The sequence below is a fragment of the Fulvimonas yonginensis genome (assembly GCF_037137055.1).
Classification (GTDB): Bacteria; Pseudomonadota; Gammaproteobacteria; order Xanthomonadales; family Rhodanobacteraceae; genus Frateuria_A; species Frateuria_A yonginensis.
Genome location: NZ_JBBBNY010000003.1, coordinates 172,447 through 194,939, shown reverse-complemented (window position 1 = coordinate 194,939; position 22,493 = coordinate 172,447). Strand labels below are relative to the sequence as shown.

Below are 22,493 nucleotides of genomic sequence, written 5' to 3'. Positions count from 1 at the left end.
TGACTGACGAGGGGTGCGGAAACTGGCCGCATGGCCCGTTCCCCCCTCGCAATCGCCCTTGCCGCCTGCGCCTTTCAGCTGCCCGCCCTTGCGGACGGTAACGCTCAACGCATCCAGCTAACCCCCGCCGGCAACTTCAAGCCGTGGGACGGCCGCGACATTCCCTCCGGCCACTGGCACATCGACCAGGCGGTCGCCAATGCGGTGATCGCCCGCTTCCAGGCGCGAAAGAACCCGCGCGTGCTCGACTACGAGCACCAGACCCTCCGCAAGGAGGAGAACGGCCAGCCGGCGCCCGCCGCCGGCTGGATCACCGACCTGCAATGGGTCGACGGCCAGGGGCTGTTCGGCACCGTCGAGTTGACGGCGCGTGCCCGGCAGCTGATCGCCGATGGCGAGTACCGCTACGTCAGCCCCGTTTTCAGCTACGACCGCCACACCGGCGACGTGCTGGACATCCAGATGGCGGCCATCACCAACAACCCCGCCATCGACGGCATGGAGCCGCTCGCGCTCCGCGCCGCCGCCACTTTCGGCTTCCACTCCGACGAGGACCCCTCCATGAACAAGCTTCTCCTGGCGGTCTGCGCCGCGTTGGCGCTGGGCGCCGACACGACCGAGGACCAGGCCATCGCGGCGCTCAACGCGCACGCCAAGAACGACCCGCTGGCCGGCGTGCGCAAGGCGCTGGGTGTGGACGACAAGGCCGCGCCCGAGGCGATCGTGACCGCCTGCAGCGCGCTCAAGACCAAGGCCGAGCAGGCCGGCAATCCCGACCCGGCCAAGTTCGTCCCGATCACCGTGGTCGAGGACCTCAAGGGCAGCGTCGCGGCGCTCACTGCGCAGATCAACGGCGACAAGGTCGAGCAGCTGGTGACCGACGCGCTCGAAGACGGCCGCCTGCTCAAGGCCCAGGAGAACTGGGCGCGCGACCTGGGCAAGAAGGACATCGCGGCGCTTACCGCGTACCTGGAGACCGCCCAGCCGATCGCGGCCCTCGCCGGCACGCAGACCGGCGGCCGCGGCCCTGCCCAGGGCAAGGATGCCAACGGCCTCACCCCCGACGAGCTGGCGGTGTGCAACGCCACCGGCATCGACCCCAAGGACTTCGCCGCGGCCAAGACCGCCTGAGGAACCGACGCCATGCTCTCTGCCGATCGCAACACTCCGCGCCGTGATGGCGTGAACTTCGCTCACCCGGTGGCCGCCGCAGTGCTGATCTTCGCCGGCGCGCTGGTCGCGCTGGACGCCGCCGGCAACGCCGTGCCGGCCGGCACCGCCGGTTCCGGCGCCGCCATTGGCGTCGCCCAGGCGGTGGCCGACAACAGCGGCGGCGCCGCCGGCGACATCAACGTCGACGTCCGGGTGGGCACCTTCCGCTTCGACAACTCCGCCGCCGGCGATCTGATTGCCCGCACCGACATCGGCGCGACCGCCTACGTGGTCGACGACGCCACCGTGGCCAAGACCGACAACGCGGGCGCGCGTGAGGCGGCCGGAACCATCGTCGACGTCGATGACGTCGGCGTCTGGGTCCGCGTCGGCTAAGCCAGCCCAGGACAAACGAGGACACCCATGATCATCAACAAAGGCAATCTCACTGCCCTGGCGCTGGCCTTCAAGGCTGCTTTCCAGGGTGTGCTCGGCCAGGCCCCGAGCCAGTACCTGGAAATCGCCACCGTGGTGCCCAGTACCACCGGCGCCGAGGAGTACGGTTGGCTGGGCTCCCTGCCGAACGTGCGCGAATGGGTCGGCGACCGTGTGGTGCATGGCATCACCAGCCACGGCTACACCATCCGCAACAAGTCCTACGAGCTGACCGTGGCGGTGCCGCGCCCGGCGATCGAGGACGACCAGTACGGCGTCTACACCCCGCTGATGGCCGAGATGGGCCGCTCGATGGGTGCCCACCCGGACCAGCTCTGCTACGGCCTGCTGGCCGCCGGCCGCACCGAGAAGTGCTACGACGGCCAGGCCTTCTTCAGCAAGACGCACCCGGTCACCGGCGCCAACGGCAAAGACGCCAACCAGGCCAACCTGGACGACTCCGGCGGCGCCAACGCCTACTGGTACGTGCTCGACACCAGCCGCGCCCTCAAGCCGCTGATCTTCCAGAACCGCAAGGCGCCCAACTTCGTCAGCAAGACGGCGGAGACGGACGACAACGTGTTCGACCGGGCCGAGTACGTCTATGGCGCCGATCGCCGTTGCAACGTCGGCTTCGGCTTCTGGCAGCTGGCCTACGCGAGCAACAAGACTCTGGACGCAGCCGGCCTCAAGGCCGCGATCGTGGCCATGACCAGCCGCAAGGGCGACAACGGCCGTCCGCTGGGCATCAACCCGACCGTCCTGGTCGTGCCGCCCACCCTGGAGTTCGAGGCTCGCCAGCTGCTGGAGAACGCCGTCAACGAAGCCGGCGCCACCAACGAGCTGAAGGGTCGCCTGAAGGTCCAGGTCGCCAGCTGGCTGTAACGGATGCGACGCCCCCGCGAGGGGCAATCCGAAAGGCGCTCAAGCGCCGTTGCAGGTGGCGGCCGGGGAGAGCCCCGGCCGCCTTTTAAAGGAGCCTCGCAGGTGAACGACGAGCAGATCGAACAGGAGATCCAGACCAAGGGTCTGACCGCTCCACGCGTGACCAAGGCTGACGTGGACGACGAGATCGCCAGCGAGCATTTCTTCACGGCCTTTGACGGTGCACTCGGCGCCGCTTCCGCCGACAACCAGGACGCTGAGTCCGCCGTCCGGGTTGCGATGGGCATGCCGCCGCAGCTGCAGCTGCTGACCATCTGTGTGCTGGTTCTGCGCAACGGCTACACCGTGACCGGCGAATCGGCCTGCGCTAGCCCGGAAAACTTTGACGCGGAGATCGGTCGCAAGCTCGCCCGCGAAAAAGCGGTCGAGAAGATCTGGCCGCTGATCGGCTTCCGGCTGCGTGACTTCCTCAGTGCGACTCAGGCGCGCGGCTGATCATGTACGTCACCCCTGTCCAACTCGCCGAACGCCCGGGCGCCCGTGAGCTGGCCCAGGTGGCGACGCGCGAGCGTGACGCTATCGTGGTGGACGAGCTGATGGACGCCACCCTGCGGGCGCTCGATCGCAGCGCCTGGTCTGCAGACGACATTGCCGTGGCGGACGAGGCCCTGGCTCGCATCCAGGAGGCGATCACCGACGCCGATGGCGTGATCGACGGCTTCCTGGCCAGGCGCTACCCGCTGCCGCTGGCCACGGTGCCGGGCGTGGTGGTGGCCTGGTCGCGCGCGATCACCCGCTACAACCTGCACAAGGACCGTCTCAGCACCGACCAGAACGATCCGATCGTGCGTGACTACCGGGACGCACTGAAGCTGCTGCAGCTCACCGCCGACGGTAAGTTCAGCTTGGGCGCGAACGACCCGGTGCTGACGGATCCGGGCGATGCTGATGTCCAGTTCGTCAGCGACGGCCACGTATTCCGGCGCGATCGGTCGAGGCGCTACCCGTGAGCTTTGCGCCGTTCGACGTGCAGCCGGTGGCTGACCGCCTGCGTGCCCAGGTGAGCATGCTGCGCCAGGTGGGCCTGGCGGCGGACTATGCGGCCGTGCAGAACCTGCGCGACTTCGTGGTGCCGAGCTGCTTCGTGATTCTCGCCAAAGAGCTGTTCGAGCCGGCGGCTCCTGGTCATGGCCGCCGCGGCGACCAGGTCAGCACGCCCCAGCGGGGCGTCGTCTCGTTCGGCGTGGTCACGGTCGGGCGCAACTACCGCGAGCAGCGTGGCGCTCAGCTCGTCGGCGAGATCGGCCAACTCCTCAAGCAGGTGCGCCAGTGCCTGCAGGGCTGGATCCCGGATGTTCCGGGCGCCCGCCCGCTGCAGCTGCGGCAGGGCGACTTGCTGCAGTACGACAACAGCACCGCGCTGTGGTGCGACGTGTGGACCACCCAAATCATTCTCGCCCCGGAGGCGGCAACACCATGAGCGACAAACCCAACACCCAGCTGGTGACCCTGATCAAGGACGGCCATACCCACGCCGGCCGCGTCTGCAAAGCCGGAGACCGCATCCCGGTCACGGCGAGCCAGGCCGCATTCCTGGCCGAGAAGGGCCTGATCGACAAGCCCACCACCACTGCCGTGTCGCCCGCCTCGGGCGCCAAGGGCAAGGAGTAAGCCATGAACCTCAACGAATACTTCTCGATGCAGGGCAAGGTGTACATCGGGCTGCGCAACGCCGATGGCACCCGTCAGCCGGCGCGCTGGGTCTACGACTCCAGCAAGCTGGAGTGGGCGCAGTCGGTCAGCGAGGAAGAGCAGGACGAGAGCTGGTCGGGCCAGCGCGGCCTGGCGGCCACGCTCAAGACCAAGAAGAGCCTGCAGGTGAACCTGACCCTCGGCCAGCTCAACACCGACAACGCCGCCCGCGCGATGTCCGGCGTGGCCACCGACGTGGTGGCAGGCACGGTCACCGCGGAGGCGATCGGCGACGTGAAGGCCGGCGACGTGGTCGCCCTGGCATACGGCGCTGTCAGCGCGGAGGCGCTGAAGGACGGCACCTCGGCCGCCCTGGTCGCCGGCACCGACTACACGATCAACGCGGACACCGGCGTCATCTCGTTCCTGACCGCCAAGACGGGTGTGGTGGCGGACAGCTACAGCTACGCCGCCCACAGCATCGTGACCGCGCTCAGCCAGAACGCGCCGAACGTCTACGTGGTGTTCGATGGCGAGAACACCGTGGACGGCGCCTCCATGAAGGTGCGCGGCGAGGTCTATAGCGTCGTGTTCAATCCGGCCTCGACCATGAGCTGGATCAACGACAACTTCGGCAGCATGGAGCTGCAAGGCAAGGCGCGCGTCGATCCCTTCCGCCAGCCCGATCCGAAGTGGGGCCCGTTCGCCCGCGTGCTGATGGTGGATCCCAATGGCTAAGCGCCTTGGCAATGCCGAGCCCAAGCCAACCACGTCCGCGCCCGAGGGCGCGGACGATCTTTCGGTGCTCCACCCGGACGTGACCGTGAAGATCGCGGGCCGCTCGGTGACCATCCGGGAGTACGGCTTCACCGAGGGACTGCGCGTGCGCGCGTACATGGCCCCGTTCACCGCCGACCTCGGCCGCCTGTTCGACGCAGGCGAGGTGCTGGTGGAGGATGTACTGGACGTGGTGGGCGCTCACGTCGACCTGGTGCAGCGGGCGATGGCTCAAAGCATCGCGCCGGCGGGTGAGCTGGCCAGCGACCAGGACATCGCCTGGGTTGCACAGCTGGATGACACAGCCGGCGATGCCCTGGTGAACCACTGGTGGGGTGTGTGCGGCCTTTTTTTCGTCCGCCAGATCGTGCGCAGGTCGGGCGAGCGGGCCAAGCGCGCAACGCTGGCGCGGGCGGCCGCCCAAGCAAAGGCGACCGATGGGCAGACGTCTACGTCGAGCTCGTCAGCGCCGGCTTCGGCACGCCCGAGCAGCTCGGACGATACACCGCCCGCCAGCTCCAGCTCTTCCACGAGCGACTCGCCGCGGGGCGGAACCGACAACGGGCCGACCTAATCGAGGCGATCGCCTTCGGCTATTCAGGCTGCCGGTCGGACAAGGGGGCGGCGGCGTTGGAAAGGATGCTGGCGCAGCTGCGGCGTTAGCCGTGCCGCCACCAGGCGGCAACCACGGCGAAGAGGTAGAGCCCAAGACACACCATCGCGAAAGCGAACGGGGGCCAGATGGGAAAATTGGCGACCGACGCTATGCCGGAGAGCACTAGGCCGACCAAACAACCGATGAAGCCGAACGCCAGCATCCCTTTGTAACGCTTGCCCGTCTGTTCGATCTGCACCGGGACGATCGGACGGCCACAGCTAGGACACGCTGGTGCAGCGTCGGAAACATCATGGGAGCAGTCCGGACACGTGATGAGAGCCATTGTCTATTCCCCTTGTTGGCCCGGCTGAGAATAGCAGCCGCGTTGCCGCTGCGTTCCGGCAACTGCTAAGCTCGCGCCAAGCCCTCGCCTCACCGCGAGGGCTTTTTGTTTGAGCGAAGCGCTTCGCTCCCGAGGCCTTCGACCCGTCACGCATCCTGACGCCATAGCGCGTTGGCAGATGCCAAGGGCCGGAGAGCATGAACGATCGCAACCTAGACATTGCACTCCGCATCAAGGCCGACCTCGCGGAGGGTCGCAAGGGCCTGCAGGCCATCGGTCAGTCGATCGAGGAAACCGGTAAGAAAGCCGAGTCCACAAATACGTCTCTCGCGCGGACGGGCCAGCGTTTTGACAGCCTGTTAGGCAGCGTCGACCGCGTGGTCCGTGTCCTGGAGAACATCGACACGCGCATGGCGGCGATGGCGACCAGCTCGGTCCAAGTAGCCAAAGCCACAGAACAGGTGTCCGCGGGAACCCAGGCGGCCGTCGACGGCGTCCGGCGCCTCGCCGAGACGGAGGAAGAGGCTGCGGCGCGGATTCGCGCAGTGATCGCAGCTTCCCGCGACCAGGTTGCCAGCCAGGAAGCGTCTGCAGCTGCCGCACGGGAGGCCGCGACGCAAGCGCGCGGACATAGCGATGCTGCCGAAGATGTATCGGCGAGTGTCGCTCGTCAGAACGCGCAGATGAGGCAGGCGAGCGTCTCCGCTGCCGAAGCGGCCGCGGCCGAGCGCCAGGCTGCAGGTGCGGCGCAGGACCATGCTGCGGAGCTCACGCGGTTGCTGGGGCAGATCGATCCCACCATCGCCGCTCTTGAGCGCCTGGACGCGCAAGAAGCCGAGCTGCAGCGTTATCGCAGCATGGGACTGGTGGACCCAGACAGTTTCGCGCGTTTTCAAGGGCAGATCGAAACGAGCCGCCAGTCACTTAGCCGGATGGGCGTCACGTCCGCGCAGACAGCGATGGCAATGCGCCAGCTTCCGGCGCAGATCAGCGACATCACTGTCAGCCTCGCGGCCGGCATGCCCGTGTGGATGGTGTTCCTGCAGCAGGGCAGCCAGATCAAGGACTCGTTCGGTGGCGCAAAACCGGCCCTCGAAGGCGTGTTGTCCGTGCTCACTCCCCTGCGACTGGCCATTGGGGGCGTCGTGGGCGCCGTAGCACTTCTGACGGCAGCGGCGGTGGAGGGATATCTCGAGAACGAGCGTCTCGCGCGCGCAATCATCACCACGGGCAACTATGCAGGCACGACCACGGGCCAGGTCGACCAACTGGCAGCCGCCTATGGCTCGGTGAACGGCCGCGTTGGCCAGGCGCGACAGATCCTCAACGGACTGATCGACACCGGCCGAGTGTCTGCGGAAACGTTGAATGAAGTGGGTCGCGCCGCGGTGAATATGGCGGCCCTCGGAGGCAAGAGCGCCCAACAGGTGGTCTCCGAATTCAGCCGCTTGGCTGACGATCCGGTTCGCGCGGCCATCGAGCTCGACCGCCAGTACCACTTCCTCAACACTACCCTGCTGCAGCAGATCCAGACGCTGCAGCGCGCAGGCGACCAATACGGCGCCGTGAACCTCGCCGCCAAAGCTTTCGCGGACGAAACCGGCCGACGCATGGATGAGCTGCATGAGCGGATGGGCTGGCTCGAAACGTTCGCCGACAAGTGGTCGCGGGGCGTCGACAACATCAAGCAGGGCCTGCTGGACCTTGGCAAGCCAGCCACCGAGATCGAGAAGTTCCAAGCCGCGCTGGCCAAGTACAACAAGGTGTACGACGCCTATCGACGCAGTCTGACGGCCGGCTCGACCAAGGAGTACCAGGACCAACTGTTCGCCCAGTCGCAGCAGGCCTATCGGGAGCTACAGGCTGCCCAGCAGGAAGCGCTCCAGGTGCGCACGGATGCAGCGGCGCAAGGCGTCGCCCAACAGGTTCAGACCGAGGGCAAGGCGGCAGCCGAGGCCATCGATAAGCTGACCACGAGCCTTGATCGAGCGAAACAACGCCAGGATGCCCTGAACGAAGCGGCAGAGAACCTCTACAAGATCCACCTGGCGGGAGGGAAGTTGCCAGAGGGCGTCAACTTCGAAGGTCCTCAGGCGGACATGCCGCAGGGACCTGGCTGGGACCGGCTGAAAAAGGCGATCGAGCAGCGCTATGCGGATCCGAAGTCGAGCAACGCCGGCGCACGCGAAGCAGAGGCGCAGGCGCGTGCGGCCGCGGCCGCCCAACAGGGCCTGCTGCAGAGCCTTCAGCAGATGCAGGGCCAGCTGGATCCGGCGGCCGCGGCATGGGTGAAGTACAACCAGGCGGTCGCCCAGGCGAACGAGCAGGCCGCGCAGGCCAAAAAGGCCCCGGGCGCCGACACGCGTGCGATCGAGGCCGAGCGCGTGGCGGTCATCGGCCTGGCAAAGACCATCCGCGACGCGGAGCTGGACAAGCTTGCCGAGCAGGACCGCCAGGCATGGGAGCAGCTGCGCCAGAGCCTGCGCACGCCGACCGAGGCGTCGGTGGAAACGGCCGAGGCGCAGATCAAGCAGCTGAACGACCTGCTGGCCAAGGGCGTCATCAACGCCCAGCAGTACCACGACAGCATCCATAGGATCGGCGAAAGCAGCGTCATCACTGCGCCGCAGTATCAGGGCGTCGATGCGTCCGTGGGCGGCGTGTCCAGTGAATTGTCCAAGAACTTCGAGGCGCAGCGCGCCCTCGACGAATGGCATGCGCAGCAGCTCGCCGCCAACGAAGCGTTCCGCGCGGAGGACGAAGCGAACGAGGAGGCCTACCAGGCCCGCAAGGCGACGATCGAGCAGCAGTATGCGGACCAGCGCCTCAACATCGAGCAGTCGCGCCACCAGCTGTCGCTGACGGCCTCGTCGGACTTTTTCGGCCAGCTGGCGGTGCTGCAGCAGAGCAGCAATCGCAAGATCGCCACCATCGGCAAGGCTGCGGCGATCGCCAAGGCGATGATCGACACGTACCAGTCCGCGACCGCAGCGTATGCCGCGATGGCGTCGATCCCCTACGTCGGCCCCGCGCTGGGCGCCGCCGCGGCGGCCGCCGCGATCGCCGCCGGCCTGGCCAACGTCGCGCAGATCCGCTCGCAGCCCACCGGCTATGCCACGGGCGGCGAGATCCGCGGTGCCGGTACCGCCACCAGCGACAGCATCCCGATCATGGCCAGCAACGGCGAGTTCATGCAGCGCACGGCCGCAGTGGACTACTACGGCCTGGACTTCATGCACGCAGTGAACAACCTGGAGTTCCCGCGCTACGCCGATGGCGGTGCGATCGGGGACGCCCCGCGGCTGTCGGCGCCGCCCGCGCCGACCATGCGCCTGAGCAGCGCGCTCTCGACCCGTGAGCAGGGTAACGGCCGCGATCGCGCCCAGAAGCACGTGCACGTGTGGGACCGCAACCAAGCGGCCCAGGAGATTGCCGGCACCGATGCCTTCGAAGAGGCGGTGCTGCACGTGGTCGGAAGCAACCCGACCACCATCCAGGGGCGGTGGAACAGCTGATGGGCTATGTCGCTGACGCGCTGCCGCTGTGGCCGGTGCCGGCCAACTGGATCGAGGCGGTCCGGGAAACGCTCGCCTGGCTGACGGACGTGCAGACCGCCCGCAACGGCACCCAGCAGAAGCGCCAGCTGCGCCTGGCGCCGCGGCGTGCCTTCCAGTTCCTGGTCACGGCAGGAGGCGCCGATCGCCGCCTGCTCGATGCGCTTCGCTTCACCCAGGGCGTGCGTCAGTGGTTGCTGCCCATCTATCCCGACGTGCAGCTCCTGGCCAGCGAAGTGGCCGCTGGCGCCATGACCATTGCCTGCCGCACTGCGGGCTTTGATTTCGTGGCGGGCGGCCAGGCTGTGGTCTGGCTCTCGGCCACGCGCTGGGAGCTGCTCTCGATCGACACAGTGGACGCCGGCGGGCTGATGCTGCTGACCGCGACGCAGAGCAGCTGGCCGATGGGTGCGCGCCTCTATCCGGTGCGCAAGGCGCGCATGGTCGAGCCGGCGAAGGAAACCCAGCGCAGCGACGACGTGGGCAAGGTCAGCGTGCAGCTGCTGATCGACGAGCCGTGCGACTGGCCCGCCGCTTGGCCGAGTGCGGCCATCTACCGCGGCGTGCCCGTGCTGGAGTGGCGCTCGGACGAATCCCAGGATCCAGAGGAGCAGTACGTGCGCACCTACCAGACGGTCGACGAGGAGACCGGCCCGGTGTCCTACTTTGATCTGCCGGGCATGCCGTTCCGCACCCAGGCGCACCGGTGGGCACTGGACGGGCGCGACCAGCAGGCCGTGTTCCGCAGCCTGCTGTATCAGCTGGCCGGGCGCGCCGGGCAGCTGTGGGTGCCGAGCTGGCGGGCGGACCTGCAGCTCGCGCAGGCGGCCGATGGTAGCGACACGCTGACCGTCGACTGGTGCGGCAACACGCTGTTCGGCCAGATGCAGCCCAACCGCCGCGACATTCGCATCGAGCTGTATGGCGGCACGGTGCTCTACCGGCGTGTGACCGCCAGCATCGAACTGGGTGATACCGAGCAACTGCTCCTGGATGCGCCGGTGGGCATGTCGGTCGAACCCGCCGCGGTGCGCGCGATCAGCTTCCTGTCGATGTGCCAGCTGGCCTCTGACACCGTCGAGATCAACCATCTGACCGACGCCGACGGCGCCGCGTTGGCCAGCACGTCCTGGCAGGCGGTGCGCAATGACGTCTGAGGCCCGCGACGCCGCGCTGCTGGGTGGTCAACCGCTCAAGCTATTCCGCTTCACGCGGGCGAACCTGTCCTGGTTCTACACCAACGCGGATCGGGCGATCACCTACAACGGCGACACGTACCTGCCGACTGCGATCAGCCACGATAAGATCAAGGACGGCGGCGACAGCCAGCAGCGCACGATCAAGATCAGCCTGCCCAAGGACCTCGAGGTGGCCGCCAACTGGCGTCCGTACCCGCCGGCCGACCCGATCATGGTGACGATCTGGACGCAGCACGTGGGCGAGGTGGACTACCTGGTCGACTGGATCGGCCGCCTGACCAGCCCGCAGTTCGATGACACCAAGCTGATCTTGTCCAGCGAACCGAGCCAGACGCGCAACAAGCGTGGCGGTCGCAGCCGCATCTGGCAGCGCCCCTGCGACCTGGTGCTCTTCAGCCAGGGCAATGGGCTGTGCAATGTCGACCGCGCGGCGCATGCGCTGCCGGCGACGCTCACGGCGGTCGACGGCCTCTCCCTGACCGCCGCCGAGTTCGCAAACGTGCCCAATGGCCGCCTTGCCGGGGGCTGGATCGAATGGCCGCGCAGCGATGGCCTGATCGAGCGTCGCAGCATCAACAGCCATAGCGGCACCACCATCGTCGTGACCTACGGCGCTGCGGATCTCGCCCCGAACCTGGCCGTCACTGCATATCCGGGCTGCTCGGGCAGCTGGGCCGACTGCGCCTACTTCAACAACACACCGAACTTCGGCGGGGAGCTCTGGATCCCCGGCCGCGACTATTACGACGGCAACCCCATCTGAGGCATCGCATGATCTGGGCTTTTGTCGCAGTAGTGATCGTCAGCGTGTTCCTGGCCGCCTCGGCCAGCGCCAGGGTGCAGACGCCCCAGCCCGAGCGCGGTGACGTGCCGACCGTGCAGGACGGGAAACGCATCATCCGGGTCTACGGCACCGTGTGGATCGACGATCCCATGCAGCTGGCCATGCAGCAGGTGGGTACCGACGCCATTCGCAAGAAGGGAGGCAAGAAGTGAGCGGCTTGATCGTCCGCCTGGAACACGTGCGCAGCGTGCCGGGCTTCGGCGTGCGCCCTGGGCTGTGCACGGGCGGCGCCCGTGCGTGGTTCGCCCGCTATGGCTTGGACTGGAACGCCTTTCGCCGCGACGGCATCGATGCCGCGGTGCTGGAGGCCACCGGCGACGCCTTCGCCCTTGCGGTGGTGGCATACGCGCGCGAGGTAGAAGCCCGTGGGCGGTAGCAAGAAGCAAACGGTCGGCTACTGGTACAAGTGGCTGCTGCACTTCGGCTGGTGCCGCGGCCCGGTGGATGCCGTGCTCGAGCTCCGCGGCGGTGGCGCCACCATGTGGAGCGGGCGCCTGACCGAGAGCGGGCGTATCCATATCGACAAGCCCGAGCTGTGGGGCGGTGAGGATGCGCAAGGCGGCGTCCAGGGCGATTGGGACATCATGTTCGGCGAGCCCACCCAGCAGCCGAACGACTACCTCACCGCGACGCTGGGTGGCTCGCCGTCTGAGACGCCGGGCGGCGATCTCAGCTTCAAGGACCTGATCGAGCTCTTGTTTTCGCGGCATGGCCTGCCCGACGAGAACACCACGCCAGCCGATACCTTGCGCGGGCAGAGCGCGCATCGCGGCAAGCTGACCACGGTCGCGCGGGGCGGCCGCTTCGGCGCCAACATCCCCAACCCCAAGCCGGTGGCCATCAAGGTGGAGCGCATCCTTGCCGACTGGCAGGACGATGTCACTTGGTATCCCGAAAAGGCCGTCATCGACGTCTTCGCTCGAGTCTCGAGCGCCGAGTTGGGGCCGACCTCAAATGGCTGGCGTTACAAAGTGCTTCCGCTTAGCGATGAGACCGACTATTCCGCTGACGCCTTGGACGATTCTGCTTGGCCTACAGGGCAGATGCCCTTTGCAAGCGCACCAGGGCATCCGTACGCCGCCGGCGCTGGTTTCCCGGCAATCGAGAACACGTATTGGCCTCTCAATACGCGGATATGGCTACGGCGGATATTCAACGTCTCGCGGGTTGCCGATATCACGCTGACCGTCTTCATCGATAACTACGCTACCGTTTGGGTCAACGGCCAACTGGTGTTGGCGCGCTCGGGCGATGACCCGAACCCTTCCTCCGAGGCGTTCACGCACCAGATCAACGTGCCGGCCAGCGTTCTTCGCTTGGGCGGAAACACCATCGTGCTCCTAGGCGAAGACTACGGCACCTACAGCTATGCCGCCTTCAACTTGGATGTGTCCAGCAGCGACCTGCGCGCCATGAACCCGGCGCATCTGCTTTACGACTCAATCGTTCACGAGGAGCTGCAGGGCGAACCCTCGGGCATGATCAACGACGCGAGCTTTCGCGCGGCTGCCGACAAGCTCTATGACGAAGCGCTTGGCCTTTGCACCGTCTATGACAGCAGCAGCGAGACGCCGGAGCAGTTCCAGCAACGCATTTGCAACCTGATCGCGGGCAACCTGAACCAGAGCCGGGTCGACGGCCTCTATTACCTGGACCTTATTCGCGCACCGGATAATCTCGACGCCCTCCCGATCATCACGGAAGACGACGTCGTAGCCTTCAAGCAGACACCCGGCGTGATCGCCGAGGCGCCCAACCTCATGCGCGTCGAGTGGTTCGACCCGACCACCAAGGAGACGCGCACTACCGCGCCCATCTATGCGGCCGGCGCGATCCAGGCCTCAGGCGCTGTGATTACCGATACCCGCAAGTACCACGAGGTGCCAGCGGAGAACCTGGCGCTGCGCCTGGGCAAACGGGAGTTGGATGCGGGCTGCGCGCCGCGTTCCACCTTCGACCTCACCGTGCTCCCCCGATTCCGCGGCCTTCGGCCGGGTATGAACGCGCGCCTGCAGTTGCCCAGCGAGGGGATCGCCGACCTGGTCGTCACCGTGGGCCAGGTGGGCCAGGGAACCCTGCGCGACAGCAAGATGCAGCTCGCGTTGGTGCAGAACGTGTTCTCGATGCCGGACGCGGTCTATGTAAACCCCGACCCCACTGTATGGCAGCCGCCGTCCACGACGCCGAAGCCGTCGCCATGCCAGATCGCGATGGAGGCGCCCTACGTCGAACTCGCAGCGGCCCTCTCCAATGCCGACCTGCAGGCGCTGGCAACCGACAGCGGATTCTTGGTAGCCGCCGCCGTACGGCCTGTCAGCGGCTTGAGCTATGAATTGGACACTGCGGTCGGTGGCGGGGACTACGAAGCGGCTGGCAGTGGCGACTGGTGTGGAACGGCGCTCATCAACGAGGCGGCTACGCCGGCCGACGTCGCCTTTACTTATGCCGCTGGCCAGGACCTCGATCGCGTGGCCGTGGGTTCCTGGGCCCGCTGGGATGATGAGATCGTGCGGGTCGATGCCCTCGACACAGGCGCGGGCACGGTGACGCTCGGCCGAGGCTGTGCGGATACGGCCCCTCTACCGCACGACGCCAGCTCGCGCATCTATTTCTGTGGCGACTGGCTGGCGGCCGACGCGCGGGAGTACGTGGGCGGCGACACGGTGAACGCCAAGCTGCTGACCCGCACGACTGCCGGAAAGCTCGACCTGGCCAGTGCACCCACGCTCGCCGTCCTGATGAACGAACGTGCTGCGCGGCCTTACGCTCCCGGCAAGCTCGCGATCAATGGCAGCACCTACCCGCGCTTTGCCGAAGGTGCCATCCAGGCGACATGGGCGCACCGCGACCGTGTCCTGCAGGCCGACCAGCTGGTGGACACCACCCAGGCCGACGTGGGCCCCGAGGTCGGCACCACCTACACGGTCCGCTATTACCAGCCACCTGGCACGCTGGTCTCGAGCGAGGCGGGAATCGCCGGCACCAGCGCAACGGCGTACACCTTTCCCGACGACGGCCCGGTAACCGTAGCGGTGAGTGCGGTGCGCGACGGCCTGGAGAGCTGGCAGGCCCTGGAAGCGACTTTCGACTATGCGCGCGTCGCGCGTACCACCACTGCGGGCGAGTTCCGCGTCACGACGTCCGGCGAGATCCGGACTCTGGAGTAACCCATGAGCAAGACCATTGGACAACTCGATCCTGCCGCAGCGCTCGACGGTACCGAGACGGTGGAGGTGGAGCAGGCCGGTGTGAGCGCCCGCACGACCGTCGACGATATCGCCGCCCGTGCTGGCGCCGCCAGCGTGGGTCGGCTCGCCGGCATCAATGACCAGACCGGCACCGCCTACACCGTTGCCGCCGCGGATGCAGGGAAAGACATTCGGTGCACGAACGCCGCCGCCATCGCACTGAACCTGGACATCGAGGCGACCAGCGGCATCACTGCCGGGTTCTGGTGCCTTTTCTCGCAGGGTGGTGCGGGTGCGGTCACCGCAACCGCCCTGGCTGGCGTCGATCTACGTGCACCCAATGGTGCAGCGACGACGCAACAGGATGACCCCCGGGGGCTCGAGTACCTGGGCGGCGATGTCTGGAGAGTCCTGTGAGTTTGGCCCTTGCCAGGATCGCGGCCGCGCATCGCTCGGGCGGGACCCCGGGAACGACGTACTTCGATGCTGTTATGGCTGATGCGCCGACCGCATTCTGGCGGCTGAACGAGTCCGGCGGCACGGTGGCAGTCAATGCCGCCAACGCGAGCAACAACGGCACTGTCCAAGGCGGCACGTTACTTGGCCAAACCGGCCTGCCAGGGGACCAAGGCGGCGGGGCATTTGCCTTTAACTCCGTTGGAGACCGGGTGACCTATCCCTCTGGAGCCATTACAGGCAGCTCGTTCACGCTGGAAGCTTGGATCAACACAACCCACACTGGCGCCAGGAAGAACATCGTCGGGGCTGGTGATCCCCGCGCTACCAATAACGGCGTGGCGCTCTATGTTGGAAGCGACAATTGCCTGCATTGCGATCTTTCGAACGTTGCGGGCCCGAATAGCGGCGTAGCTGTCTGCAATGGCGCTTGGCGGCTGTGCCACGTGGCGTTCACCGGCGGCACGGCCCAGCTTTACGTCGATGGTGCTGCTGCCGGCTCGGCTGTTGCGATGTCTCCAGCGATCGCGAACATGGGTGCTTCGATCGCCTACAACGTCAGCGCTTATCCCTTCCAATTCGTGGGAAGGATCTGCAACGTGGCGATCTATAACCAAGCTCTATCTGCCGCGCGGATCGCGGCTCGATACGCACAGGGAGCAGCCCCCTGAAGATGACCGAGAGCATGATGCCTTCGGAGATAGTTGCACGTCACGGCATTTCCTTTCGCGTAGCGAAATCCAACGGGGCTGCTTTTATCAACTCACCTGCGAGCGTTTTATCAAGTCGCGCGTTACAATCGGGCGATGACCACTCCGGTTCGCGCGGCCCGAGCAGCACGCTAGGCGCGAGCTCCAGCCTGCAGGTCATGGGCGTGGCCAAGACGAGCACCGCCGCAGGATACGCGTTCACCAATGGAGCCAGCCAGTCGGTGACCTTTCCCACGCTGAATACCAGCAGCGGAACGCTCTACATGGGCTACTACGAGGCCTCAGGCGCCTGGTGGCTCAACGGCCATATTTCCGAGGCGATCATGCTCAACGGCTATGTCGAAACGGATCGCAGCGCCCTGGAGGCAAACCAGCGTACCTACTTTGGTGTTTAACCTTTCCGGCGTTGCTCCCTCGGCAACAAGGTGGTTTCGCTTCGCGGCATTTGTTTGCGCCTGGCGAATCTAAATGGCTTACCTAACGGGGTTTACCTAACGTACCGAACCCTTTACCTCGAAGTCAGGGCGCCGGGCTGCGCCAACAGCCCGGCCCTCTCCACGGTGAGGCGTGGATCAGCGTGTCCCCTAGCCACATGCGGCGTGGGGAAGCGTACGAACCCGCGTTCTCACAGTTGGAGATTTCATGGCACTACCCATCATCCCCTGGCTCGGCGGCAAACGCCGCTTGGCGGACAGGATCTTCAAGTTCTTTGACAACCAGCACACCTGCTACGTCGAGCCTTTCGCCGGCGGCGCCGCGTTGTTCTTCCTGAAGGCGCCCAGCGAGGTCGAGGTGCTCAACGACATCAACGGCGAGCTGGTCAACCTCTACCGTGTGGTGCAGCACCATCTGGAGGAGTTCGTACGCCAGTTCAAATGGGCGCTCTCCAGCCGGAAGGTGTTCGAGTGGCTGGGGGTCACTCGGCCGGAAACCCTGACGGACATCCAGCGCGCGGCGCGCTTCTACTACCTCCAGCAGTCCGCCTTCGGCGGCAAGATCGAAGGGCAGACCTACGGCACGGCCACCACCGCGCCGCCCGGGCTCAACCTGCTGCGCCTCGAGGAGACACTGTCGGCCGCGCACCTGCGGCTGGCCAACGCCTACATCGAGCATCTGCCGTGGGCGGACTGCGTGGCCAGTACGATCGGGCGCACACGCTGTTCTTCATGGATCCGCCCTACTGGGAAACCGAAGGGTACGGCGTGGACTTCGGCTGGGAGCAGTACGAGGCGCTGGCAGCCACGCTGGCCAGCCTCAAGGGCCGGGCGATCCTCACCCTCAACGATCACCCAGCCATCCGCCAGCTGTTCTGCCGTTTCCACATCGAACGGGCCGAGCACACCTATACCGTCGCCGGCGGTGCCAAGGCGAAAGACGTAGGCGAGGTGCTGATCTTCAGCTGGGATATCCAGGCCGCGCCGGCCGGATTGTTCTGACCAGGAGGCCACGCCAGTGCCCGTATCATTCGGGCGATGGAAGATCGGGCTGTCATCCTCGCCACCGTTTCAAGCCTCGCGCGCCTGCAACTGCGCGTGCATGCCAAGCTTGCCGAGGCCAGGCGAATGCCCAACGGTGTTATCTGGGGTGGCCGGGACGCGCGGTGGAAGGTTGGCGAGCTGACGCCGCCGTCGCCTTGGCTTGACCGGGCGGAGGCAGGCGAGCCGCTCTACAACGTGCTTCCGCGCATCGCCCTGGTCCAGGTCTATCTGCTGGCCCTGCTGGCAGAAGAAGAGATCGATCGGCGGTGGGCCTGCGTCGCCCTGCAGCACCTGGCGCACAGCCAAGCCTATTGGAGCGCGCCGGTCCTCCGCTTGGCGAGCCGGTTCGGCATCACGCTGGGCAGCAGGCCGTGGGACGAGACCAACGGAACCGGCTTGCTTGACGCGGCGCTCCCGCGCCGGCCGCGGGGCGGGACCTGACGGCGTCTGTTCAGCGTATCCTTCGCCTCGGACTTACTACGGAGGGGAGCCATGCCGAATTACACCAGTGACCAGGACCTCGAAGTGGGAGAGGAGGAGGTTACCCCTGAGCTTCTTGATCGGTACCGGGTGGTCTCGGCCACCGCCGGAGACCGGTCTTACGTGCCGCTGAGGCCGGATCGTCGCCTGGGCCGCCTGTATCACCGGGACACCGAACCGGAGGTCACCCAGCCGCTTCCCACGCTGTGGATCAGGGTGCCCGACTACGAGGACGAGACGCTGGCCAGACTCCAGGAGCTGATCGCCCGCTCCGACGAGCGCCGCCTCGGCGTTTGGGCCATCGAGTGATGCCCCTTTTGATGGTCTTCAAACACCCTTTAAGCGCCTGGTCGCTTGCCTTGCAAAGCAAGTGTCCCGATTCGGCAAACTAAGTGGCCGCTTACACTGGCCGTCGCGCTGAGCCTGTTGCCCCTGGTGCTCTATCCCTTCCTCCTGGCATTGGCGGGCCACACCGCTATCTGCCTCCTCAGTGCCGGGGTCTGCGCCGTCGCCGCGGCCTCTCTCCTGCACTTCATCAGTGGAACCGAGGCGACAGCCGCACCTCCGCTTTCGAACCCGCATGGCGGCCCGGTGACCGAGCAACCGAACAACACCGTGCTGGCCCAGGCGCTGGTCATCGTGTACCTGGTCGCGATGGCGGCGGTGCTCTGTGCGCTCGGCTTGTGGGGAGGCCGGCACGGGCCCCAAGGCGTGGCCTTGATGGCGACCATTTCCGGTTGCTACTTCGCGATCTGGTCGCTCTGGCTCGTCAGTGCCTTTGGCGGGCGCACGCGTCGGACGAAGGGGGGCCTCGATCAGGCCACCCTTCGTCATCCGTTCGCGCGGTTTGTGCTGGCCACGATCGCGGCTGCGACACTGGCCGGCCCACTGCTGGTCGGGCTGCAGACATGGACAAGTCGCTGGTACCACAACGGACTGTGGAACATCATCACGTTCGGGCCCACCTGTGTGTTGGCCGGAGTCATGCTCACCGGCATCGTGCACGTGGGGCTCGCCGGTCCGGCACTGACCGACCTGCAGCGGGAGATATGGGCACGCGTGGCCGGGAAGGCTGCGGCCGTGATCGTCGGTTCAGCGACGATCCTGCTTCTTGTGCTTTATCTCCCCAGGGGGATGGCGAGGGTCGCCGGCGTCACCGTCAACTGGGTATCGGTAGGTACCTGGGTCCTCACGACGGGGATGGGCGTCTTTGCCGCTTACAGCAAGAAGAGTTCCAGCCCGAAGAGCCGCTTCATCGCGGTAAGGCTTCTGGCGCGGGCCGCGCCGGCGGTGTTCCTCGTCGGCCTGATCGTGGCGATCAGTTGGGCGACGATGACGAGCCTGAACGTGCTTGCCGGGAGTTGCACGGAGCACTGTCTGGCCTTTCCCGACCTGCGCACGCTGGAAGACCTCGCTATCGGGCGCGGCAGGCTGGCGACCGTGCTCGCTTTCGATGGTGCACTGGCCGTATGGGCGCTTTTCGGCATCGCCATCGATGTGAACGAGTTCAGCATGAACGCGTTCTATCGCAACCGGCTCGTTCGTTGCTATCTGGGGGCCAGCAACGACAGGCGAAAGCCCGAGCCGACGACCAACTTCGACCCGGACGACGACATGCTGCTGGCGCGCGTGGCCGAGGGACCGCGGGACAGGGACGGCGCCCGCCCGCTTTACCCGTTGATCTGCGCCACGCTCAACCTGGTGGACACCAAGCAGTTGGACTGGCAGGACAGGAAGGCCGCCTCCTTCGTGTTCACGCCGGGGTATTGCGGCTACGTGCCGCCGCCCTCGCATTCCGCCGCGACACCCATCGGCGACAGGAGCGTTCCGCAGCCTCCCTGCCCGCCGGAAGAAGGCCACGCTGGCAACGCTTTCCTTTCGCAGACCCTCATGCTCGGCAGTGCACTGGCCATTTCCGGCGCGGCGGTGAGTCCGAACATGGGCTACCACAGCTCGCCGGCGGTGACGCTGCTGCTCACCCTGTTCGATGCGCGTCTGGGCTGGTGGTTGCCCAATCCCGTCGCCAGGGACCGGGCGGTGAGGAAGAAGGCGCCGCAGATCACCTTCTACGGCGAGTGGCTGGTGCGCGAGATGCTCGGTCGGACTCGGGAAGAGGGCGATTACCTCTATCTTTCCGATGGCGGGCACTTCGAAAACCTGGGCATATACGAATTGGTGAGGCGCCGGTGCGGGTTCATCCTTTGCGTTGACGGCAGCGCCGACCCGGACCGCTGCTTCGCCGATCTGGGCAACGCCATCCAGAAATGCCGCACCGATTTCGGCTGCATCATCGACATTGACGTGTCCGACCTGCGCTGCGGGCCGGATGGACTCTCCCGGCGGCACTGCGCGATCGGGCGCATCGAATACGAGCGCGGCAAGCCGGGGGGCGTGCTGTTCTACATCAAGCCGTCCTTGACCGGAAACGAATCGGCCGACATCGCGTACTACGCACGCACGCATCCGAGCTTTCCCCACGAGTCGACCGCGGACCAGTACTTCGACGAGGCGCAGTTCGAGAGCTACCGGCGGCTGGGGCGGGACATCGCAGCCGGCGCTTTCCGCCAGGTGATCGAGCGAGTCACTTCCGAAAGCCGCGCGGTCGCGCGACCGATGCAAGGCTTCGGTCTGGCCAGGTCCGACCTGCGGGACTCCCTCTTGCGGGAGCTGCAGTACCACTGGGTCGCACCGCTCAAAGGCATGGACGCGCATTTCTCCCGCCACGCCCATGCCATGGCATCGCTGTTCGCCAAGCTCCGGCGGGAGCCCTCTCTTTCCGCCCTGGATGCCCACCTCTATCCCGCGTGGGACGACATGATGCGGACCGTACCGGCACGCACCGCCTGGCCGCTGACCACCCTGCCGAACGACAAGGACTTCCGTGCCTGCTTCTATTTCTGCCAGGAGCTTGTCCAGCTGATGGAGTCGGTCTACCACGACCTGGATCTCGAGCACGCCTGGGACCACCCGGACAACCGAGGCTGGCTCAACGCTTTCCGGCAATGGAGCTGGTCCCCCATGTTCCGCATCGCCTGGGCCGCCGGTTCGGCCATGTACGGCAAGCCGTTCGTGAGCTTCTGCGAGTTGCGCCTCGGTCTGCCCGCCCTGGAGAAGCGGGAGTTCACGGAGACCGAACACCACCTCGTGGCACCGGGGGCCTCCTGGAGCGAGCGCTGCAACGCCTTGCTGGAGGGCAGAAAGATCAACCCGCTGGAGCACGGCATCCTGCTGGCTCCTGCCCTGGCGCCCGCCGTGGGCAACGCGCGGGTCGTGCGGGAACTGTTCCTGCTGCGGCTCCGGTGGAGTTCGATCACGGTCCGCAGTGCATGCCCTCTGGGCAACACGACCGTCGGGTTGGCGGTGATCGCCGATAGCGTCCTGTGCACTCTGCGCATCCAGGACCACGTGCGGCGGATGGGCCTGGCCGGCGTGTTCATGTGGCATATAGCAAGGTCGAGCCCGAATCTGGCCGGCGTGAACATCAGGGAAGGGGACTACGGGCAGGCGGGCTTCTACACCCGGGAGCAGGCGGAGATGTACACCCGCCGGCTGAAAGCCATGCTCGAGCACGCCAGATCGGTTGCGTGCTGAAAGTGAACCTCTGTGCGCTCGCAGTCCTCAAGCGGCCTCATGCGCCTTTCAGGATCGCTGATGTCTACTCCACCCCTCCTTCCCGTCCCGAGCAGGAGTCGCGTCATGCTCTACCGCCGTCTCGGCCGCACCGGCCTGCAGCTGTCCGCGCTGTCGTTCGGCGCATGGGTCACCTTCGGTCGACAGGTCGGACGCGGCGAGGCGCGCGACCTGCTGGCGCTGGCCTACGACCACGGCATCAACTTCTTCGACAACGCCGAGACCTACAACGCAGGCGAGGCCGAGCGGCTGATGGGGGACGTGCTGGCGGATCTGCGCTTTCCGCGCGACGGCTACTGCGTGTCGAGCAAGGTGTTCTTCGGCGCGGTGGAGAGCCCCAAGCCGACCCAGCGCGGGCTCTCGCGCAAGCACGTGATCGAGGCATGCCACCAGGCGCTGCAGCGCCTGCGGGTCGACCATCTCGACCTGTACTTCTGCCACCGTCCCGACCCGGAAACCCCGATCGAGGAAACCGTGGCGGCGATGGACACGCTGGTACGCCAGGGCAAGGTGCTGTACTGGGGTACCAGCGAATGGCCGGCCGAGGCCATTGCCGAGGCGCACCGGATCGCGCGCGAGAACCACTGCTATGCCCCGGTCGCGGAGCAACCGCAATACAACCTGCTGCACCGCGACCGCGTGGAGCGCGAGTACAAGCCGCTGTACGAGCGCTACGGCATGGGCACCACGGTCTGGTCGCCGCTGGCCTCCGGCCTGCTGAGCGGCAAGTACAACGACGGCATCCCGGACGACTCGCGGCTGGCCCAGCCCGGCTACGAATGGCTGCGCGAGAGCGTGCTCGGCCCGGGGCGCGAGCAGGTGGAGCGCGTGCGCCAGCTCGCGCCGATCGCCGCCGAGCTCGGCGTGACGCAGGCCCAGCTCGCGCTGGCCTGGTGCCTGACCCACCCGCACGTGTCCACCGTGCTGCTCGGTGCGAGCCGGCGCGAGCAGCTCGAGCAGAACCTCGGCGCGCTGGCGGTGTTGCCGCGCATCGACGCGGTGATCAAGCAGCGCATCGAGCGCGCGGTCGGGCCGGTCACGGCCTGACGCTTCGGACGGCAGGCCGGCGCCT

General features: G+C 66.6%; 24 protein-coding genes and 1 pseudogene. 24 read left to right on the top strand and 1 reads right to left on the bottom strand.

The features are described from left to right. Nucleotides 1-30 precede the first annotated feature (30 nt). From WAT24_RS06690 to WAT24_RS06650, 9 genes are all read left to right on the top strand, one after another. Complete coding sequence (locus WAT24_RS06690) at nt 31-1,131, top strand: phage protease (protein ID WP_336807057.1); 1,101 nt, start codon at nt 31-33, stop codon at nt 1,129-1,131. A 12-nt stretch (nt 1,132-1,143) separates the two neighbouring features. Then, nucleotides 1,144-1,548: a hypothetical protein gene (locus WAT24_RS06685; RefSeq protein WP_336807056.1), complete on the top strand. Its 405-nt coding sequence runs from the start codon at nt 1,144-1,146 to the stop codon at nt 1,546-1,548. Nucleotides 1,549-1,575: 27 nt separating this feature from the next. Further along, complete coding sequence (locus WAT24_RS06680) at nt 1,576-2,472, top strand: Mu-like prophage major head subunit gpT family protein (protein WP_336807055.1); 897 nt, start codon at nt 1,576-1,578, stop codon at nt 2,470-2,472. A 102-nt stretch (nt 2,473-2,574) separates the two neighbouring features. Further along, nucleotides 2,575-2,967, top strand: coding sequence for a Gp49 family protein (locus tag WAT24_RS06675; protein ID WP_336807054.1), 393 nt, complete (start codon nt 2,575-2,577; stop codon nt 2,965-2,967). Nucleotides 2,968-2,969: 2 nt separating this feature from the next. Further along, nucleotides 2,970-3,482 carry a gp436 family protein gene (locus WAT24_RS06670; protein ID WP_336807053.1) on the top strand — a complete coding sequence of 171 codons (513 nt, stop codon included), beginning with the start codon at nt 2,970-2,972 and terminating at the stop codon, nt 3,480-3,482. Then, nucleotides 3,479-3,952: a phage tail terminator protein gene (locus tag WAT24_RS06665; RefSeq protein WP_336807052.1), complete on the top strand. Its 474-nt coding sequence runs from the start codon at nt 3,479-3,481 to the stop codon at nt 3,950-3,952. Before WAT24_RS06670 ends, WAT24_RS06665 begins: the two co-directional genes overlap by 4 nt. Further along, nucleotides 3,949-4,143, top strand: coding sequence for a DUF7210 family protein (locus tag WAT24_RS06660; RefSeq protein WP_336807051.1), 195 nt, complete (start codon nt 3,949-3,951; stop codon nt 4,141-4,143). The genes WAT24_RS06665 and WAT24_RS06660 overlap by 4 nt, the downstream gene beginning before the upstream one ends. 3 nt (nt 4,144-4,146) lie before the next feature. Beyond that, the gene (locus tag WAT24_RS06655) at nt 4,147-4,902 is read left to right on the top strand and encodes a phage tail tube protein (RefSeq protein ID WP_336807050.1); all 756 of its coding nucleotides are present in this window, start codon (nt 4,147-4,149) and stop codon (nt 4,900-4,902) included. After that, nucleotides 4,895-5,515, top strand: coding sequence for a DUF6631 family protein (locus tag WAT24_RS06650; protein ID WP_336807049.1), 621 nt, complete (start codon nt 4,895-4,897; stop codon nt 5,513-5,515). The genes WAT24_RS06655 and WAT24_RS06650 overlap by 8 nt, the downstream gene beginning before the upstream one ends. An 85-nt stretch (nt 5,516-5,600) precedes the next feature. Here the strand turns inward: WAT24_RS06650 and WAT24_RS06645 are convergent, their stop codons facing one another. After that, on the bottom strand, nt 5,601-5,795 hold the full coding sequence (locus tag WAT24_RS06645) for a hypothetical protein (protein WP_336807048.1): 195 nt from the start codon (nt 5,793-5,795) through the stop codon (nt 5,601-5,603). Nucleotides 5,796-6,079: 284 nt separating this feature from the next. Here WAT24_RS06645 and WAT24_RS06640 point away from each other — a divergent pair, with 284 nt between their 5' ends. The 15 genes and pseudogenes from WAT24_RS06640 to WAT24_RS06570 all read left to right on the top strand — a co-directional run bounded on the left by WAT24_RS06640 (nt 6,080) and on the right by WAT24_RS06570 (nt 22,468). Next, a complete protein-coding gene (locus WAT24_RS06640; protein ID WP_336807047.1) occupies nt 6,080-9,397 on the top strand; it encodes a phage tail length tape measure family protein in 3,318 nt (1,105 codons plus the stop codon). Continuing rightward, complete coding sequence (locus WAT24_RS06635; RefSeq protein ID WP_336807046.1) at nt 9,397-10,593, top strand: hypothetical protein; 1,197 nt, start codon at nt 9,397-9,399, stop codon at nt 10,591-10,593. Before WAT24_RS06640 ends, WAT24_RS06635 begins: the two co-directional genes overlap by 1 nt. Beyond that, nucleotides 10,583-11,398 carry a phage BR0599 family protein gene (locus tag WAT24_RS06630; protein WP_336807045.1) on the top strand — a complete coding sequence of 272 codons (816 nt, stop codon included), beginning with the start codon at nt 10,583-10,585 and terminating at the stop codon, nt 11,396-11,398. The genes WAT24_RS06635 and WAT24_RS06630 overlap by 11 nt, the downstream gene beginning before the upstream one ends. 8 nt (nt 11,399-11,406) lie before the next feature. Further along, entirely contained in the window at nt 11,407-11,631 is a 225-nt protein-coding gene (locus WAT24_RS06625) for a hypothetical protein (RefSeq protein WP_336807044.1), read from the top strand. Beyond that, nucleotides 11,628-11,855: a hypothetical protein gene (locus WAT24_RS06620; RefSeq protein WP_336807043.1), complete on the top strand. Its 228-nt coding sequence runs from the start codon at nt 11,628-11,630 to the stop codon at nt 11,853-11,855. Before WAT24_RS06625 ends, WAT24_RS06620 begins: the two co-directional genes overlap by 4 nt. Continuing rightward, nucleotides 11,845-14,646, top strand: coding sequence for a hypothetical protein (locus tag WAT24_RS06615; protein ID WP_336807042.1), 2,802 nt, complete (start codon nt 11,845-11,847; stop codon nt 14,644-14,646). Before WAT24_RS06620 ends, WAT24_RS06615 begins: the two co-directional genes overlap by 11 nt. Before the next feature lie 3 nt (nt 14,647-14,649). After that, entirely contained in the window at nt 14,650-15,084 is a 435-nt protein-coding gene (locus WAT24_RS06610) for a hypothetical protein (protein ID WP_336807041.1), read from the top strand. Continuing rightward, the gene (locus tag WAT24_RS06605) at nt 15,081-15,794 is read left to right on the top strand and encodes a LamG domain-containing protein (RefSeq protein WP_336807040.1); all 714 of its coding nucleotides are present in this window, start codon (nt 15,081-15,083) and stop codon (nt 15,792-15,794) included. Before WAT24_RS06610 ends, WAT24_RS06605 begins: the two co-directional genes overlap by 4 nt. 2 nt (nt 15,795-15,796) lie before the next feature. Continuing rightward, on the top strand, nt 15,797-16,228 hold the full coding sequence (locus WAT24_RS06600; RefSeq protein WP_336807039.1) for a hypothetical protein: 432 nt from the start codon (nt 15,797-15,799) through the stop codon (nt 16,226-16,228). A gap of 247 nt (nt 16,229-16,475) precedes the next feature. Continuing rightward, nucleotides 16,476-16,790: pseudogene (locus WAT24_RS06595) on the top strand (DNA adenine methylase); the annotation flags it as partial. 161 nt (nt 16,791-16,951) lie between these two features. Further along, nucleotides 16,952-17,269, top strand: a complete 318-nt coding sequence (locus WAT24_RS06590) for a DNA adenine methylase (RefSeq protein WP_336807243.1) — start codon at nt 16,952-16,954, stop codon at nt 17,267-17,269. 36 nt (nt 17,270-17,305) lie between these two features. Beyond that, nucleotides 17,306-17,752: a hypothetical protein gene (locus WAT24_RS06585; RefSeq protein ID WP_336807038.1), complete on the top strand. Its 447-nt coding sequence runs from the start codon at nt 17,306-17,308 to the stop codon at nt 17,750-17,752. A gap of 51 nt (nt 17,753-17,803) precedes the next feature. Further along, the gene (locus WAT24_RS06580; RefSeq protein WP_336807037.1) at nt 17,804-18,100 is read left to right on the top strand and encodes a hypothetical protein; all 297 of its coding nucleotides are present in this window, start codon (nt 17,804-17,806) and stop codon (nt 18,098-18,100) included. Nucleotides 18,101-18,226: 126 nt separating this feature from the next. Continuing rightward, a complete protein-coding gene (locus WAT24_RS06575; RefSeq protein WP_336807036.1) occupies nt 18,227-21,382 on the top strand; it encodes a hypothetical protein in 3,156 nt (1,051 codons plus the stop codon). Nucleotides 21,383-21,487: 105 nt separating this feature from the next. Further along, nucleotides 21,488-22,468 carry a potassium channel beta subunit family protein gene (locus tag WAT24_RS06570; RefSeq protein WP_336807035.1) on the top strand — a complete coding sequence of 327 codons (981 nt, stop codon included), beginning with the start codon at nt 21,488-21,490 and terminating at the stop codon, nt 22,466-22,468. The last annotated feature ends 25 nt before the right edge of the window (nt 22,469-22,493 follow it).

Coding starts and splice junctions, on each gene's coding strand:
- WAT24_RS06690 (WP_336807057.1), top strand. CDS start 31: ATGGCCCGTTCCCCCCTCGCAATCGCCCTTGCCGCCTGCGCCTTTCAG.
- WAT24_RS06585 (WP_336807038.1), top strand. CDS start 17,306: ATGGAAGATCGGGCTGTCATCCTCGCCACCGTTTCAAGCCTCGCGCGC.
- WAT24_RS06635 (WP_336807046.1), top strand. CDS start 9,397: ATGGGCTATGTCGCTGACGCGCTGCCGCTGTGGCCGGTGCCGGCCAAC.
- WAT24_RS06570 (WP_336807035.1), top strand. CDS start 21,488: ATGCTCTACCGCCGTCTCGGCCGCACCGGCCTGCAGCTGTCCGCGCTG.
- WAT24_RS06650 (WP_336807049.1), top strand. CDS start 4,895: ATGGCTAAGCGCCTTGGCAATGCCGAGCCCAAGCCAACCACGTCCGCG.
- WAT24_RS06670 (WP_336807053.1), top strand. CDS start 2,970: ATGTACGTCACCCCTGTCCAACTCGCCGAACGCCCGGGCGCCCGTGAG.
- WAT24_RS06630 (WP_336807045.1), top strand. CDS start 10,583: ATGACGTCTGAGGCCCGCGACGCCGCGCTGCTGGGTGGTCAACCGCTC.
- WAT24_RS06680 (WP_336807055.1), top strand. CDS start 1,576: ATGATCATCAACAAAGGCAATCTCACTGCCCTGGCGCTGGCCTTCAAG.
- WAT24_RS06655 (WP_336807050.1), top strand. CDS start 4,147: ATGAACCTCAACGAATACTTCTCGATGCAGGGCAAGGTGTACATCGGG.
- WAT24_RS06640 (WP_336807047.1), top strand. CDS start 6,080: ATGAACGATCGCAACCTAGACATTGCACTCCGCATCAAGGCCGACCTC.
- WAT24_RS06625 (WP_336807044.1), top strand. CDS start 11,407: ATGATCTGGGCTTTTGTCGCAGTAGTGATCGTCAGCGTGTTCCTGGCC.
- WAT24_RS06610 (WP_336807041.1), top strand. CDS start 14,650: ATGAGCAAGACCATTGGACAACTCGATCCTGCCGCAGCGCTCGACGGT.
- WAT24_RS06600 (WP_336807039.1), top strand. CDS start 15,797: ATGACCGAGAGCATGATGCCTTCGGAGATAGTTGCACGTCACGGCATT.
- WAT24_RS06580 (WP_336807037.1), top strand. CDS start 17,804: ATGCCGAATTACACCAGTGACCAGGACCTCGAAGTGGGAGAGGAGGAG.
- WAT24_RS06660 (WP_336807051.1), top strand. CDS start 3,949: ATGAGCGACAAACCCAACACCCAGCTGGTGACCCTGATCAAGGACGGC.
- WAT24_RS06685 (WP_336807056.1), top strand. CDS start 1,144: ATGCTCTCTGCCGATCGCAACACTCCGCGCCGTGATGGCGTGAACTTC.